Origin of the sequence: Microbacterium sp. bgisy189 (genome assembly GCF_965345345.1) — a bacterium.
GTDB lineage: Bacteria > Actinomycetota > Actinomycetes > Actinomycetales > Microbacteriaceae > Microbacterium.
Window position 1 is genome coordinate 20065 of the sequence record NZ_CBDRMZ010000004.1, and the last position, 15578, is coordinate 35642.

15 protein-coding genes are annotated in these 15578 nt (G+C 68.3%); 9 read left to right on the plus strand and 6 right to left on the minus strand.

Translation table 11 applies throughout. From position 1 onward, the window contains the following. The 7 genes from ACSF8R_RS07105 (at window position 1) to lnt (ending at window position 8243) form a co-directional block, all read left to right on the plus strand. Window positions 1–924, plus strand: coding sequence for an FKBP-type peptidyl-prolyl cis-trans isomerase (locus ACSF8R_RS07105; RefSeq protein WP_434811167.1), 924 nt, complete (start codon window positions 1–3; stop codon window positions 922–924). Window positions 925–1027: 103 nt separating this feature from the next. Continuing rightward, a complete protein-coding gene (locus ACSF8R_RS07110; protein WP_434811168.1) occupies window positions 1028–2023 on the plus strand; it encodes a helix-turn-helix transcriptional regulator in 996 nt (331 codons plus the stop codon). Next, window positions 2020–2979, plus strand: coding sequence for a helix-turn-helix transcriptional regulator (locus ACSF8R_RS07115; RefSeq protein WP_434811169.1), 960 nt, complete (start codon window positions 2020–2022; stop codon window positions 2977–2979). Before ACSF8R_RS07110 ends, ACSF8R_RS07115 begins: the two co-directional genes overlap by 4 nt. 76 nt (window positions 2980–3055) lie before the next feature. Further along, a complete protein-coding gene (gene tatA / locus ACSF8R_RS07120; protein ID WP_434811170.1) occupies window positions 3056–3298 on the plus strand; it encodes a Sec-independent protein translocase subunit TatA in 243 nt (80 codons plus the stop codon). Window positions 3299–3364: 66 nt separating this feature from the next. Then, complete coding sequence (gene tatC / locus ACSF8R_RS07125; RefSeq protein WP_434811171.1) at window positions 3365–4120, plus strand: twin-arginine translocase subunit TatC; 756 nt, start codon at window positions 3365–3367, stop codon at window positions 4118–4120. Then, window positions 4117–6588 (plus strand): DEAD/DEAH box helicase, encoded by a 2472-nt coding sequence (locus ACSF8R_RS07130; protein ID WP_434811172.1) that lies wholly within the window; start codon window positions 4117–4119, stop codon window positions 6586–6588. The genes tatC and ACSF8R_RS07130 overlap by 4 nt, the downstream gene beginning before the upstream one ends. Window positions 6589–6695: 107 nt before the next feature. Next, window positions 6696–8243, plus strand: a complete 1548-nt coding sequence (gene lnt / locus ACSF8R_RS07135; protein ID WP_434811359.1) for an apolipoprotein N-acyltransferase — start codon at window positions 6696–6698, stop codon at window positions 8241–8243. Here lnt and ACSF8R_RS07140 read toward each other — a convergent pair. From ACSF8R_RS07140 to ACSF8R_RS07155, 4 genes are all read right to left on the minus strand, one after another. After that, entirely contained in the window at window positions 8233–8598 is a 366-nt protein-coding gene (locus ACSF8R_RS07140; RefSeq protein WP_434811173.1) for an RNA polymerase-binding protein RbpA, read from the minus strand. The genes lnt and ACSF8R_RS07140 overlap by 11 nt on opposite strands. 151 nt (window positions 8599–8749) lie before the next feature. Next, complete coding sequence (locus ACSF8R_RS07145) at window positions 8750–9523, minus strand: glycerophosphodiester phosphodiesterase family protein (protein WP_434811174.1); 774 nt, start codon at window positions 9521–9523, stop codon at window positions 8750–8752. Beyond that, window positions 9520–10467, minus strand: coding sequence for an SPFH domain-containing protein (locus ACSF8R_RS07150; RefSeq protein WP_434811175.1), 948 nt, complete (start codon window positions 10465–10467; stop codon window positions 9520–9522). The genes ACSF8R_RS07145 and ACSF8R_RS07150 overlap by 4 nt, the downstream gene beginning before the upstream one ends. Then, entirely contained in the window at window positions 10464–10958 is a 495-nt protein-coding gene (locus ACSF8R_RS07155) for an NfeD family protein (RefSeq protein WP_434811176.1), read from the minus strand. Before ACSF8R_RS07155 ends, ACSF8R_RS07150 begins: the two co-directional genes overlap by 4 nt. 132 nt (window positions 10959–11090) lie before the next feature. Here ACSF8R_RS07155 and ACSF8R_RS07160 point away from each other — a divergent pair, with 132 nt between their 5' ends. Together ACSF8R_RS07160 and ACSF8R_RS07165 are read left to right on the plus strand one after the other, a co-directional pair. Beyond that, the gene (locus ACSF8R_RS07160) at window positions 11091–11855 is read left to right on the plus strand and encodes an SDR family oxidoreductase (RefSeq protein ID WP_434811177.1); all 765 of its coding nucleotides are present in this window, start codon (window positions 11091–11093) and stop codon (window positions 11853–11855) included. Window position 11856: 1 nt separating this feature from the next. Further along, window positions 11857–13833, plus strand: a complete 1977-nt coding sequence (locus ACSF8R_RS07165; RefSeq protein WP_434811178.1) for a S9 family peptidase — start codon at window positions 11857–11859, stop codon at window positions 13831–13833. Between the two features lie 53 nt (window positions 13834–13886). Here ACSF8R_RS07165 and ACSF8R_RS07170 read toward each other — a convergent pair whose 3' ends face one another. Both ACSF8R_RS07170 and ACSF8R_RS07175 read right to left on the minus strand, forming a co-directional pair. Then, on the minus strand, window positions 13887–14432 hold the full coding sequence (locus ACSF8R_RS07170; RefSeq protein WP_434811179.1) for an HdeD family acid-resistance protein: 546 nt from the start codon (window positions 14430–14432) through the stop codon (window positions 13887–13889). 96 nt (window positions 14433–14528) lie between these two features. Next, entirely contained in the window at window positions 14529–15449 is a 921-nt protein-coding gene (locus ACSF8R_RS07175; protein ID WP_434811180.1) for an AEC family transporter, read from the minus strand. Window positions 15450–15578 lie beyond the last annotated feature (129 nt).

Sequence of the window (15578 nt, forward strand, 5' to 3'; positions counted from 1 at the left end):
GTGCGTCGGATCCCCGCTGTCTTCTCTGTCCTCAGCCTGTCCGCCCTTGCCCTCGTCGGCTGCGCGTCTGCGCAGCCCGGCGACGCGGCGGGCTGCGAGCGTCCGGTCTCCGATTCGACGGTGCTCGATGTGATCGACGCATCGGGCGAACTCGGGCAGCCGACGGTCTCGCTCGGCTCCCCGGTGCACGTCGATGACACCGTCTTCACCGACCTCACGGTCGGGGAGGGCGCTGCCGTGACGACGCGCGCACAGGACGTGCAGTTCACGGTGGCGATCGCCAACGGCTCTTCGGGCGAGACGATCATCGCCTCCGGCACGCAGGTCACCCCGCTCAGCAACTGGGCCGAGCACTACGAAGGCATCGCAGTGATGCTCGAGTGCGCCACGGAAGGGTCGCGCGTGGTCGGTGCGATTCCGGCGAGCGATCTCTCCGAGACGGCTGCGGCCGATCTGGGTCTCACCGAGGGCGACGCGGCCGCCATCGTCATCGATCTGCAGCGGGTCTACCTGCCGGCTGCGAACGGCGCGCCGCAGTACAACGACCGCCCCGGAATGCCGTCGGTCGTGCTCGATCCGTCGGGCCGCCCCGGCATCATCGTCCCCGATGCCGATGCACCGACCGAGCAGGTCGTCGAGGTGCTGAAGAAGGGTGACGGCGCTGAGGTCACCGCTGCCGACTCGGTGCGTGTGCACTACACCGCCGTCGGCTGGGACGATCGCACCGTGGTCGCCTCGACCTGGACGGACGGGGCTTCGGCCGCCGTGACGCTCGCGGGCGACGGCCCGGAGTTCGCCGCAGCACTCGAGGGCCAGACCGTCGGATCGCAGTTGCTGGTGGTCGTGCCGGCCGCCGATGACGCGGCATCCGCCACGGTCTACGTCGTCGACATCCTCGGCACCGACCTCGTCGCGACGCAGTAACCGGAAGTGCGGCGCGGTCACCTCGGGTGCACTGAGGCGGCGACCGCACGGCTCGTGCGCGGGGCTCCGGCTCGGTGCACTCGCGCGTGCCTAGGATGGGCTGGTGCCCACCGAATCCGTCCGCTCCGCCCCTGAGGAGCGTCTCGTCAACCTCGTCGTCGCCCTCATGGCGACCGAGCAGGGACTGACGAAAGAGACGATCCTCTCATCGGTCTCGGGGTACCGCGAGCAGAGCGAAGCCGGCGCCGGCAAGGACGCCCTCGAGAAGATGTTCGAGCGCGACAAGGAGAACCTCCGCGGCCTCGGCGTGCCCATCGAGACGATCGGCGACTACGCCGACCCCGACGACCTGCGCGAGGCGCGGTATCGCGTGCCCACCGCAGAGTACGAACTGCCCGTCGACATCACGTTCACGCCGGCCGAGTTGGCAGTGCTCAACCTCGCCGGCGGCGTCTGGAGCGAGAGTTCCATGTCGGCGCAGGCGCGCAGCGGCCTGCGCAAGATCCGCGCGCTCGGCAATGACGTGGACGCCCCGATCATCGGGTATTCGCCGCGCATCAGCCTGCGCGAGCCGTCGTTCGCGCCGCTGCAGCGGGCGATCGAACAGGCCCGTGTCGTCGAGTTCGACTATCTCAAGGGGGGAGAGGATGCCGCGCGCAGACGCCGCATCCAACCCCTCGCGCTCGTCGAGTACGAAGCGCGCTGGCACGTGTTCGGCATCGATCTCGCGGCCGGCGCCGACCGTACGTTCCTGCTGTCGCGCATCGTGTCGACCGTCACCCTCACCCGGAGCAGCTTCGACCTCGCGTTGCGCGACGGCGCCGGTGAGCGCGCGCTGAGCGGTCTGAACGACGTCGCCGCGCGACAGCGCGCGCTGCTGGAGGTCACCCCCGGCACTGAGGCCTCGCTGCGGCTCGGGCGTCGTGCGACGCCCGCCGACCAGGGGCTGTACGTGCCGTACGTCGACCTGCACATCTTCGCCGACGAGCTCGCCTCGTACGGACCCGAGGTGCGGGTGGTCGAACCGGCATCGCTCAGGGAGCAGGTCGTCGCGCGCCTGCAACGGACCGTCGATGCGCATGAGGCGGTGCCCGCATGAGCGCGCGGCCGCTGCTGGCGACCGAACGCGCAGCGCTCATCCTCCAACTCGTGCCGTACCTGATCGGCAAGGGCGAGGTGACCGTCGCCGAAGCGGCGGACGAGTTCGACGTCACGCCGGCCGAGATGCAACGGATGGTCGAGAAGCTCACGGTCATCGGGCTGCCCGGCGACGGTGGATTCTGGCAGATGGCGAACGACCTGTTCGACATCGACTGGGACCTGCTCGACGAGCGCGGGGTCATCTCGATCACCAACACCGTGGGGCTGGAGCGCACGCCCCGACTCACTGCGCGCGAGGCAGCGGCACTGCTGGCAGGTCTTCAGCTGGCCGCGAGTCTGCCCGGCGTCGGGGACAACGGTGTCGTGCAGGGGCTCCTCGCCAAGCTCGCGGCCGGTGCGTCCAGCGCGCCCGCCGATGTGATCGTCGCGCCCGGTGGCGTCGACGACGTGCGCGTCGCGGTCGCCGAGGCGCTTCGCGATGGCGTCGCGGTCGCGTTCACCTACCGGGCGCCCGACAGTGACGCCACGACCCGCACCGTCGACCCGGTGAAGGTGCATATCGCCGGCGGGCAGTGGTACCTGCAGGGCTGGTGCCATCTGCGTCAGGCGATGCGCACGTTCCACCTGGAACGTGTGAGCGATGTGCGCCTGACCGACATCCCGATCACCCACGGCGGCGAGCACGTGCCCGACCTGTTCGAGCCGAGTCCTGCCGACACGGTCGTCGAGGTGCGGTTCCGTGCTGCTGTCGCACCGCTGCTCGGGGAGTACCTCGACGAGGCCACGGTCACCGACGATGCCGGATGGCAACGGGCCCAGTTGCGGGTGGCTGACGAGCGCAGCGTCAAACGGATCGCCGCACGACTGGGAGGCGACCTGCAGGTCATCGGACCCGACACGGCGCGCGAGGCGGCCAGATCGTGGGCCTCCGCCGGGCTCGACGGCTACCGCTGACACGTCACCGCCCGCGGTCGATCCGCCGCCCCGGACGGGTAGACTCGCCACACGACTCAATTCGAGGAGAGATCTCATGGGAAACCTGACCGGATGGCACCTGCTGATCATCCTCGCTGTCATCCTGTTGCTGTTCGGTGCGGCGAAGCTGCCGGCCCTGGCCAAGAGCGTCGGACAGTCCGCCCGCGTGTTCAAGGGCGAGATGAAGGCGATGAAGGACGAAGACGCTCCCGCCGACGGCACCGCGGCATCCACTGCCGCCGACCCTGCGACGCCGACGCAGTCGGGATCGACCGCATCCGGCGATCCCAAGCCGTAGTCGGCGGTGGCCACGGCCGAACACCCGCGAATCGGAGAGGATGACGCTCCGAAGCGGGACAAGCGCATGTCGCTCGGAGCGCACCTGCAGGAGCTGCGCAAGCGACTGATGATCGGCGCGCTCGCGCTGGTCATCGGCATGGTCGTGTCGTTCTTCCTCACCGACTGGATCATCTGGGCCATCACCGAACCGATCCGCATCGTCGCCGACAACCGGGGCGAGGAGGAGAAGGTCGGATTGATGTTCCAGACCGTGACGGCCGCGTTCGACCTGCGACTGCGCATTTCGTTCGCCGTCGGCCTGCTCATCTCGGCACCGGTGTGGCTCTGGCAGATCTGGGCGTTCCTCATGCCCGGCCTCACGCGCAAAGAGGTGCGGTACACGATCTGGTTCGTGGCCGCCGCAGTGCCCCTGTTCTTCGGCGGCTGCTTCATCGGTTGGCTCGTCATGCCGCATGTCGTCGAGATCATGGCGTCGTTCACACCCGACGAGGCCGCGAACTGGTTCACGGCGAACTACTACTACGACTTCGTCTTCAAGCTCATCCTCGTCGTCGGTGTCGCGTGCGTGCTGCCCGTGTTCTTGGTGGCACTGAACGTCGCCGGCATCATGAGCGGCAAGGCGATCCTGAAGGGGTGGCGCGTCGCCATCCTGGTCGCGACGGTCTTCGCGGGGCTGGCAACTCCCGCTGCCGATGTGGTGAGCATGCTGTTGCTCGCGGGCATTCTCATCGTGCTGTATTTCGCCGCAGCGGGCCTCTCGATGCTGTTCGACCGCCGCCGAGCCAAGCGTGACGCCAAGGAACTGGGCCTGACCGCGTGACCGATCCGGCAGAGCGGTTCGCGCGGGCGGAGTCGGCGAAGGCGCACCCCGAATCGACCGCGTTCGCGCAGTCCCAGCGGTTCGAGCTCGACCCGTTCCAGGTCGCCGGATGCCACGCCCTCGAAGAGGGGCGAAGCGTGCTGGTGGCCGCGCCGACGGGCGCCGGCAAGACGATCGTGGGCGAGTTCGCGATCCACCTCGCCATGCGAGAGCCGGGCGCGAAGGCGTACTACACGACGCCCATGAAGGCACTGTCGAACCAGAAGTTCCGCGAACTGCAACAGGTGTACGGCGCCGACGAAGTGGGACTGCTCACCGGTGACACGAACATCAACGGCAACGCCCGCATCGTCGTGATGACCACCGAAGTGCTGCGCAACATGCTGTACGCAGAATCGGCGGCGCTGCGCGGGCTGCGGTACGTCGTGATGGACGAGGTCCACTACCTCGCCGACCGCTTCCGCGGTGCGGTGTGGGAAGAGGTCATCATCCACCTGCCGCCGGACGTGCGACTCGTGTCACTGTCGGCGACCGTGTCGAACGCCGAGGAGTTCGGCGACTGGCTCGACACGGTGCGCGGCGACACCGCGGTCATCGTCTCGGAGACACGCCCCGTGCCGCTCGAGCAGCACGTGCTCGTGCGCGGCGATCTGCTGCCGCTGTTCGATGACCGGGCCGGAGTGGCGACCGCGCAGGTCAATCAAGAACTCATGCGGGTGCGCTCGTTCAAGGGACCCATCTACGAGAACAACCGCCGCTCGCAGGAGTACCGCAGCAGCGGAATGGGCGACGCCGCGAAGCGGCGCCCCTACAAGGGCAACAAGCGCCCGATCCGCCCGTCCAATGTGCAGCGCGTCGAGCGCATCGACCGTCCGCAGGTGGTCGAGCTGCTGGGGCGTGCGAACTTGCTGCCGGCGATCTTCTTCATCTTCAGCCGCGTGGGGTGCGAAGCGGCGGTGGAACAAGTGCGCCGCAGCGGTGTGCGGCTGACGAGCCGTGAGGAGCGCGACGAGATCCGCGCCATCGTCGATGACCGCACCCGCACGCTACGGGACGAAGATCTCGCAGTGCTCGGCTTCTTCGAGTGGCGCGAGAACCTCGAGCGCGGCCTCGCCGCCCACCATGCCGGGCTGCTGCCGGCGTTCAAGGAGGTCGTCGAGGAACTGTTCCAACGCAAGCTCGTGAAGGTCGTGTTCGCCACCGAGACCCTCGCGCTCGGCATCAACATGCCCGCCCGAACCGTCGTGCTCGAGAAGCTCGAGAAGTTCAACGGTGAGGCGCGTGTCGCGATCACGTCGGGGGAGTACACCCAGCTCACCGGCCGGGCGGGACGCCGCGGCATCGACGTCGAGGGACACGCGGTCATCCAGTGGACGGCGGGTCTCGACCCGCAGGCGGTCGCCGCGCTCGCTTCACGCCGCACATATCCGCTGAACTCGAGCTTCCGACCGACCTACAACATGGCCGTCAACCTCATCGACCAGTTCGGCCGCGAACAGGCGCGCGAGATCCTCGAATCGTCGTTCGCACAGTTCCAGGCGGACCGATCCGTCGTCGGGCTTGCGCGTCAGGTGAAAGAGGCCGAGGAATCGCTCGGCGGCTACGAGCAGGCGATGGTCTGCGATCGGGGCGACTTCGCCGAGTACGCGCGTATGCGGCGTGAACTGAGCGACCTCGAGAAGAAGAACCGTTCCGATCGTGAGGCGCCGAAGGCGACGCAGACCGAGCGGCAGCGACGTATCCAGTCGCTGCGGCGGTCGTTGCAGCGGCATCCGTGTCATGAGTGCCCCGACCGCGAGCACCACGCGCGGTGGGCGGAGCGGTACTGGAAGCTGCGGCGGCGCACCGACAAGCTGCGTGGGCAGATCGAGAGTCGCACCGGCACGGTCGCGCGTGTCTTCGACCGCATCGTCGAGGTGCTGACGGCGCTGGAATACGTCTCGGTGGACGGCGGCGTGACCTCACTGACCCCGGCCGGCGCAACCATGAAGCGCATCTACGGTGAGCGCGACCTCCTCGTGGCCGAATCGCTGCGACGTGGCATCTGGAACGAGCTGGATGCCGCCGGCCTCGCCGCGCTCGCCTGCAGCCTCGTATACGAGCCCCGACGCGACGACGCAGCACCGGGGGAGCACGGGCTGCCCCGCGGCGCGTTCCGCCAGGCACTCCGTGACACTCAGGAGCTGTGGGTGCGACTGGACGATCTCGAGCAGGAGCATCATCTGCCGGGCTCCGAGTCGATCGCGACGGGGCTGGCGCCGGCCATGCACGCGTGGGCTCGGGGTGCTGCCCTGGACCGCGTGCTCATGGAAGCCGACATGGCTGCCGGCGACTTCGTGCGGTGGGCCAAGCAGACGATCGATCTGCTCGATCAGCTCTCCCTCGTGGCCGATCCGCCGGTCGCGACGACGGCGCGCAAGGCGTTGGATGCCGTCCGCCGCGGCATCGTCGCCTACTCGTCTGTTTGATCCGATATGCGGGTTCCAGGCACGAGCGCAGTTCTCCTCCGTGTGCGCGGATCGAGATGCGCGTGCGCACGTAGGCTGGAGGCGTGCCCGAACGTCCGCTGCTGCCGATGTGGGCGGCCGTGTTGTGCGCCCTCCTCGGTGGTGCGGTGCTCGACCTCGCCTTCCCCGACGTGGGCTGGTGGCCCCTCGCGTTCGTCGGCGTCGGACTTTCGCTCGTCTCGCTGATCGGTCGTTCGGCCTGGGGCGCGGTCCTGGTCGGAGCTGCGTTCGCGGCATCCTTCTACCTCATCCATATCGTCTGGATCACCCGGTACCTCGGCCTCGTGCCGTGGTTCGCCCTGTCGGGGGTCGAAACGGTCCTCAGCGCGGCCGGAGCGGTGCTCATCGCGTTGGCCTACCGCTGGATGCCGCGGTTCGCCCGTGGCGCCGCAGGGCGGCTCGTGGCGCTTCCCGCACTCGTCGCGGGGCTGTGGACCGCGCGGGAACTGTTCCTGGGGTCGTGGCCCTACACGGGGTTTCCGTGGGGGCGCATCGGCATGAGTCAGGCCGAGAGCCCGTTCGGCGACGTCGCCTCGTGGGTGGGCGTGTCAGGCCTGACGTTCCTGATGGTGCTGTTCGTCGCCGCCGTCATCGAATGGGCGCGGTTCGGGCGGCTCCGCGAAGTGCGCACGGCCGGCCCCGCGGTCGCGGTGCTGGCAGCGCTCGTGGCGCTGCCGGCCTTCCCGACGGCGGATGCCGGCACCCTGACCGTCGGCGCCGTGCAGGGCAACGGACCGACCGGGTACTTCGACGAGCGCGAGCCGTGGGCGGTGCTCGACGCGCAGATGGCAGCCACCGAGCCGCTCATCGGCGAGGACATGGATGTGCTGCTGTGGCCGGAGGGCGGGATCGATGGCGACCCGCTCGCGAACGCATCCGTGGCGCGCGTGCTCGACCGGCTGTCAGCCGCCGTCGATGCCCCGCTCATCGTCAACGCCGCCACCACGCGCGGCGATGACACGTTCAACACGTCGATCCTGTGGGAGGACGGCGCCGAGAACCCTGTCGCCCTGCACGACAAGGCGAACCCCGTGCCGATGGGGGAGTACGTGCCCGATCGGTGGTTCTACGAGGCCATCGCCCCGGACCTGATCGGGCTCATCCAGCGCGAGTACACGCCGGGCACGAACCCCGCGTTTTTCGACGTGCACGGCATCGGCGTGGGGCTCGCGATCTGCTTCGACGTGATCTACGACGACGTCATCTGGGACAGCGCTCGAGACGGCGCGCAGGTCTACATGTTCCAGACGAACAACGCAGACTTCCGCGACACCGATGAGAACCTGCAGCAGCTGGCCTTCGCGCGAATGCGTGCCATCGAGACCGGGCGCGCCGTCGTCAACATCTCGACGGTCGGCACGAGCCAGGTGATCGCCCCTGATGGCTCGACGATCGAGGGGCTCCCGGCCGGGGAGGCGGGCGCCATGCTCACTGACGTGCCGCTGCGCACCGGTCTCACACCCGCCGTGATCATCGGGCCGGCCGTGCAGCTCGTGCTGCTGTGGGGGAGCGTCCTGGCGCTCGCGGTCGTCGGCGTGTGGACGCGACGCTACCGAAACACGACGATGCCGGACCCCGAGGGGTCCGGCATCGAAGAAGAAGGACTCAGGCGCTGAGCTTGGCTGCGCCGCGGCGTTCGCGCAGCAGAGCGAGGCGCTCTTCGAGCAGTTCCTCGAGCTCGGGAATGGTGCGACGCTCCATCAGCATGTCCCAGTGGGTACGGGGAGCCTTGTCGCCGGAGTGATCGACCTCGGCGACGGTGTCGCCGACACGCAGCAGGGCCTCGCCGCCACAGGTGCGGCACTCCCAGGCCTCGGGCACCTCCGCGTCGGCCGCGAAGGTCAGCACGCTCTCACGGTCGCACTGGGTGCAGACGTAGGTGTGGTTGGTGCGTTCGTGGAAAACGACGCCTTCCTCGCTCTGTAGGCTGGAGGCGCCGAGTCGGATGCCGCGCAAGCTGCGGTCTGCCATTTTGTGGTCCTCTCGTCGATCATCAGGTATAACGACTCGACCTGTGTGCATCATCCGAAGAAGGGCCCTGAAGGCCCTTTTCACAGCGGATGCTCAGCGCCGCGTGGCATGCGTGCATACCCGCCGCGCACGGGTCGCCCTCGAGACGGTTTCAGGAGCGCGAGGCGACCACCGCGAGCGCGAGATCGCAGCGATCGGTGACGAGGCCGTCGACCCCGAGATCGAGCAGTCGGGACATGTCGTCGGGCTCGTTGATCGTCCACACGTGCACCTCGACACCGTGTCGGTGCACCGCATCGATCAGACGCCGCGAGACGACGCGCACGCCCTTGTGCCGCTCGGGGACCTGCAACGCATCGAGCCCGCGCACAGCGGCACCGACGAGTCGTCGCGAACCCGTTGCGACGGCGGCCACGACGCGCGCCATCGTCTTCGTTCCGGGGGAGGTGGCCGGTGTTCCGCCCGCCGCCCGAGCCGCATCGAGTGCGGCGATGCGACGCCCGTCATCGAAGCTCGTCACCAGCACCCGGTCGGCGTGCTTGGCGACGATCCGACCGGCCGGTGCAGCCACCGCATCCGCCTTCATGTCGAGATTGAACCGCACCGTGGGAAAGGCCGTGAGTGCCTGCGGCAGTGTGATCAGTCCGCCGCGCGTCGACATGAGGTCTTCGAGCTCTCGCGCGCGGACATCGGCGATCGGGCGCTGGTCGCCGATGACGCGCGTGAGGTCTGCGTCGTGGAAGAGCACCACCTCGCCGTCGGCGGTCAGATGACAGTCCGATTCCACGTAGACCGCACCCGCGGCATGCGCGGCCGCCACCGCCGCGAACGAATTCTCCACGACCCCCTCAGCGTCCGGCGGCACGAAGCCGCGGTGGGCCAGTACACGGGGGAGAGGAGCAGCCGAGAACCAGGGATGCGTCACGGAGCCGGGTCCGCCGGCGGCACTGCGGTGGGCGGCGGCGTCTGACCCGCCCGCGGCGCGAACCCCTGACGGAGCCCCTTGAGCGCCTCGGTGAACTCACTCGGGATGATCCAGAGCTTGCTCGACGCGCTCTCGCTGATCTTCGGGAGCGTCTGCAGGTACTGGTAGGCGAGCAGCTTGTCGTCGGGGTTGCCCTTGTGGATGGCGTCGAACACCGACTGGATCGCAGTCGCTTCACCCTCGGCGCGCAGGATCGCGGCCTGCTTCTCACCCTCGGCGCCGAGGATCGCAGCCTGGCGCCGCCCCTCCGCCTCGAGGATCTGCGACTGCTTGGATCCTTCCGCCGTGAGGATCGCCGCGCGCCGGTCGCGCTCGGCGCGCATCTGCTTCTCCATCGAATCCTGGATGGACACCGGCGGATCGATCGCCTTCAGCTCCACACGCGAGACGCGCAGACCCCACTTACCGGTGGCCTCATCGAGCACGATGCGCAGCTTGCTGTTGATCTCGTCGCGGCTTGTGAGGGCCTCTTCGAGGTTCAACCCGCCGACGACGTTTCGCAGCGTCGTGGTCGTGAGCTGTTCCACGGCACTCAGATAGTTGGCGATCTCGTAGGTCGCGGCGCGCGCGTCGGTGACCTGGAAATAGACGACCGTGTCGATGGAGACGACGAGGTTGTCTTCGGTGATGACCGGCTGCGGCGGGAACGAGACGACCTGCTCGCGCATGTCGACCAGCGGGCGAAGGCGGTCGATGAACGGCACCAGCAGATTCAGGCCGGGCGAGAGGGTGCGCTGATAGCGACCCAGTCGCTCGACGACGCCTGCGTAGGCCTGCGGGATGATGCGGATCGAACGGAAGATCACGATCACCACGAAGATCGCTACGACGATCAACAGGATGATGATGAAGATCTGCCCGATGAAGGCGCCGGGGTCGATCATGATTCCGCACTCCGTTCCGTGGTCTGAGGTGGTGTCTGCAGGGGGACGACCTCGACGGTCGCGCCCCGCACGGCCTGCACTGTGACGCGTGTGCCGACCGCGAGTCCGTCACCGCCGCCGACGAGCCGGGCCGTCCAGGTCTCGCCGTTGTCGAGCTTGACGGCGCCGTCGCCGTCGACGAACGGGGTCGTGACGCGCGCACCGATGCCTTGCAGGGCGTCGACGTTCATCGGCACCGCGGCGCTGCTGCGATGCAATGCCCGTAGCAGGAGCGGTCTGATCGTGAACAGCAGCAATGCCGAGATGGCGGCGGCCATGAGGATCTGCAGCCACCACACACCGCCCAGCAGGTTGACGCCGAGGCCGCCGATGAGGGTGCCGGTGGCGAGCATGAGGAAGGTGAATTCGAGCGTGAGCAGTTCGATGATGACGAACAGCAGAGCCAGCACGAGCCACGCGATCCAGAGATACTGCGTGAGGTCCGGCAGCATCGCGGCCCCCTTCCGTCCGGCGTTCTTCGAACGATAACACCGGGTGCCGATCCGGCGCGGGAAACCGGCGGTTGGTAGTGTCGAAACCGCCCGGATCCGGGCATCGACAGCCATCACAGGAGTGCAACACCGATGTCACAGCCCATTCCCGCAGGAACGCTCACGGGCCGCACAGCCCTCGTCACGGGATCCTCGCGCGGCATCGGCGCCGACACTGCGCGCTACCTCGCGCAGGCCGGTGCGAACGTCGTCATCAACTTCCGCAACAAGGCACCCCGCGCCGAGAAGCTCGCGAACGAACTGCGCGAACTGGGCGTCGAGGTGCTGACGGTGGGCGCGGACCTCACCGACCCCGAGTCGGTCGCCGCGATGATGCAGGCCGTCAAGGAGCAGTTCGGCGCGCTCGATCTGCTCGTGCTGAACGCCTCGGGCGGCATGGAGAGCGGTATGGCCGGCGACTACGCCATGGTGCTCAACCGCGACGCACAGGTGAGCGTGCTCGAGCACGCGCTGCCGATCATGCCCGACGGCTCCCGCGTCGTGTTCGTCACGAGCCACCAGGCGCACTTCATCCGCACCACCCCGACCATGCCCGAATACGAGCCGGTCGCCCTGTCAAAGCGCGCGGGCGAAGACGCCCTGCGCGAGCGCATCGGCGACCTCACCGAGCGCGGGGTCGGGTTCGTCGTCGTCTCGGGCGACATGATCGAAGGCACCATCACCGCGACACTGCTCGAGCGCGCCAACCCTGGGGCCATCGCTGACCGTCGCGAGTCGGCAGGCAAGCTCTACAACGTCTCCGAATTCGCCGCCGAGGTCGCCACTGCCGCCGTCGAGCCGATTCCCTCCGACAACACGCGGCTGATCGGCGACACCGGATCGTTCGGCGGCGAGTGACATGCGCGCCGACGACATCGAATCGCTCGTCTCCGTCGGCCGCCCCTCGATCGCCCCGGACGGGACGTTCGCGGTGTTCGCGACCTCGCGTCCCGATCTGGCCGCGAACCGCAACGTCGGCCAGTTGTGGCGCGTCGACCTGCCCGGAGGAGCGCCCCGGCGCCTGACCCGCGGTGTCGCCGACGCTTCGCCGCGCGTGCGCCCAGACGGTGCGGCGATCGCATTCGTGCGTGCCGACGCCGACGGCAAGGCGCAGGTGTTCGTGATCCCGGCATCCGGTGGTGAGCCGGTACAGGCCACCGCGGCGGATGCCGGCGTCGGCGGCTTCGACTGGAGCCCCGACGGCTCACGAATCGCGTACACGGCGCGGGTGGTCGAGCCCGGGCGTTACGGCTCGGTCGAGGGCCTCGATGCCGCGCACGAGTCGCCGCGGCGGGTGACCGGCATCCGCTGGCACGCGAACGGTCTCGGCTATATCGCCGATCGCCCATCGCACGTGTTCGTGATCGATGCACCCGAGGTGGATGCCGAGCCGTTCTACGAGCCGGCCCCCGCTGTGCGCGCCGAGGGTGAAGACGCGCCGAAGGCGCGTCGTATCGCCGCCGAGCCCCGTCAGCTGACGACGGGAGAGGTCTCGCACGGCGGCGTCCGCTTCACGACCGACGGCACCGAGATCTTCACCGTGCCCGACGCGATCGAGGCGGATCGTCGCGATCTCCGCGCCCCGCTGCTGGCCGTCGCCGTCGACGGGTCCGGCACCCGCGAGGTGATCGGTCGCGAAGCCGGACTCATGATCAGTGAGGCCGTGCAACTCGCGGATGGCACGATCGCGCTGCTCGCCGCTGCTGCGGGCGACGGCGTCGATTTCATCGCACCGGGTGTCGCGCTGCATCTCTGGCGCGACGGCGACCTGCACACCCTCACCGATCCCGAGCAGATCGATCTCGGCGAGGTGGGCTCGCACCTGACACTTGACGGCGATGACTTCCTGGTGCAGAACCGCACCCGCGGGCGCGTCACACTGCTGCGGGTCACCCGCGACGGCGTCATCACCGAAGAACTCGGCGGCGACATCGAAGTGGTCGGGCACGATGCAGCGGGAGGTCGTGTTGTCGCAGCGATCGCCTCGCCGACGAGTCTCGGCGAACTCGCGCTCGTCGGGCACGGCACGCTCACCGACTTCGGGGCGGGCAGCGGTGCGAGCGGCCTCGTGGCGCCACGCGAACTCGAGATCGTGGGCCGCGACGGCTACCCGGTGCACGGCTGGGTCGCGACGCCGGAGGGGGAGGGGCCGTTCCCGGTCATCCTCCAGATCCACGGCGGGCCGTATGCCTCGTACGGCATACACCTGTTCGATGAGACGCAGGTGCTCGTCGATGCCGGCTACGCCGTCGTGTACAGCAATCCGCGGGGGAGTGCCGGCTATGGCCGCGCGCACGGCCGCAGCATCCGTCAGCAGATGGGTACCGTCGACTTCCACGACGTCATGGACTTCTTCGACGCGGCGATCGAAGCCGATCCGCGACTGGATGCGGCGCGCGTCGGTGTCATGGGAGGTTCGTACGGCGGCTATCTGACGGCATGGGTGATCGCGCACGATCACCGGTTCGCAGGCGCGATCGTCGAGCGAGGGTTCTTGGACCCCGCGACGTTCCAAGGCACGAGCGACATCGGTTCGTTCTTCGGTGACGAATACGTCGGGGTCGACCCGGCGCAAATCGCGGCGCAGAGTCCCATGGCGGTGGTCGACCGGGTGCGCACGCCGACACTCGTGCTGCATTCCGAGCTCGACTTCCGGTGCCCGCTCGAGCAGGCGACCCGGTACTACACAGCCCTGAAGCGGCAGGGCACAGATGCCGAGATGTTGATCTTTCCGGGGGAGGACCACGAACTCACCCGCTCGGGTCAGCCGCGTCACCGCATCGAACGCTTCGACGCGGTCGTGGACTGGTGGCGTCGCTACCTGCCGATCGACTGACGAACACGAAGATGGCCCGGAGCTGAGCGCTCCGGGCCATCTTCGTGCAGTCGTTACTTGCCGAACGTGAACGCGCGGATGATCTGCGCGATACCCAGCACGATGGCCGAGATGCCGAGCATCAGGAACAGCACGGCGGCGCCCCACAGCGGCGAGGTGACGAGGGTGATGCCGGCGATGATGGAGATCGTGGCGAACACGACGGTCCACACCTTGGTGGTCGCCTGGCCGAGGGTCGAGAGCGACACGACGCCTTCGACGATCCACATGACGCCGACGAGGACGCCGAGGAACACGGCGAGCCAGACGGCGGTGGCGCCGAGGTTGGCGAACGCGACGATGCCGGAGACGATGAACAGGACGCCGAGCAGGATGTGGCCGATGCGTGACCATCCGCCCTTGGTCTTGGAGAAGATGCCGAGACCGGCGTAGGCGAGTCCGGTGGCGATGGCGTAGATCGCGACGATGGCCGCGACGACCATGGCGCTGCGGCCCGGCCACACCAGGATGACGATGCCCGTGATGAGTGCGAGGACACCGCCGATGCCCAGCGCGATGCGGATGGCGTTGACCTCGGACTTGTCGAGGGTGGTGGACATGCTCGGCCTTTCTGAAAGGAACCTGAGAACGATCTCATCCAGCGTAAACCCGGCTGCGCGCGCGGGATGGTATCGACGCGGGGGAGCGGGCCGGGGTCAGCCGAGGAGCACCGTGATGAGCAGCAGCGCCGGCACGCAGCCGAGCGTCGTGAGGAAGACGGTGTCGCGGGCGATCGTCTCGCCGACATCGAACCGTTGCGCGTAGTTGAACACGTTCTGGGCGGTCGGAAGCGCCGCGAGCACGGTGATGACGAGCACGTCGTGGTCGTCGAGCCCGAACATGAATCGGGCGGTGCTCCACGCGACGAGCGGCATGACGAACAGCTTCAGCGCCGATGCGAGCAGGATGTCGCGCCGCCGGCCGCTTGCACCCAGCACCCGCTGGCCGTACAGCGAGATGCCGTAGCTGATCAGCAGCACCGGCACGCACGCGTCGGCGATGAGGCGTGCGGGCTCGTAGATCATCGCGGGCAGGTCGATGCCCGACAGCGACACCGCGACGCCCAGCACCGAGCCGACCACCAGCGGGTTCGTCAGCGTGCGACGCAGGATCGGCCATGCGCGCCGTTGGCCCGTCGAGATCGCCTCGAAGATCGCCATCGTGAGCGGCGTGAACACGATGAGCTGCAACAGGATCACCGGCGCCGGGTAGGCAGCGCTGCCGAGCAGATACAGCGACAGCGGGATGCCGATGTTGTTCGAGTTGACCTGACCGGCCGACAGCGTGCCGATGAGCGTCTCGCCGACGCTGCGACGCCACACGAACCGCGCCACGACGACGTAGACGGCGAACACCGACACCGCAGCGATCGCCGACACCGGCAGCAACGCGGAGAAGAGCGTGTGCACATCGGCGGTGGCGAGCACGACGAACAGCAGGAACGGTGACAGCACGAAGAACGTCAAACGGCTCAGCACGTGTCGTCCGTGCGGGCCGAGCAGATCGATGCGCCCGATGATCCAGCCGACGACGATCGCGACGCCCACCACGACGAATCCGGTGAACGTGTCGAGCATGCTCTGAGCCTACGGCCGCCCGGCATCCCGCCTCGACCGCATTTCACCGATAATGCACATTATGTCAACTATCGGAGTGATGCCCCTCCTCCCGCGGTCAGGCGAGATCGGTGGAGGCCGCCCTGCGGC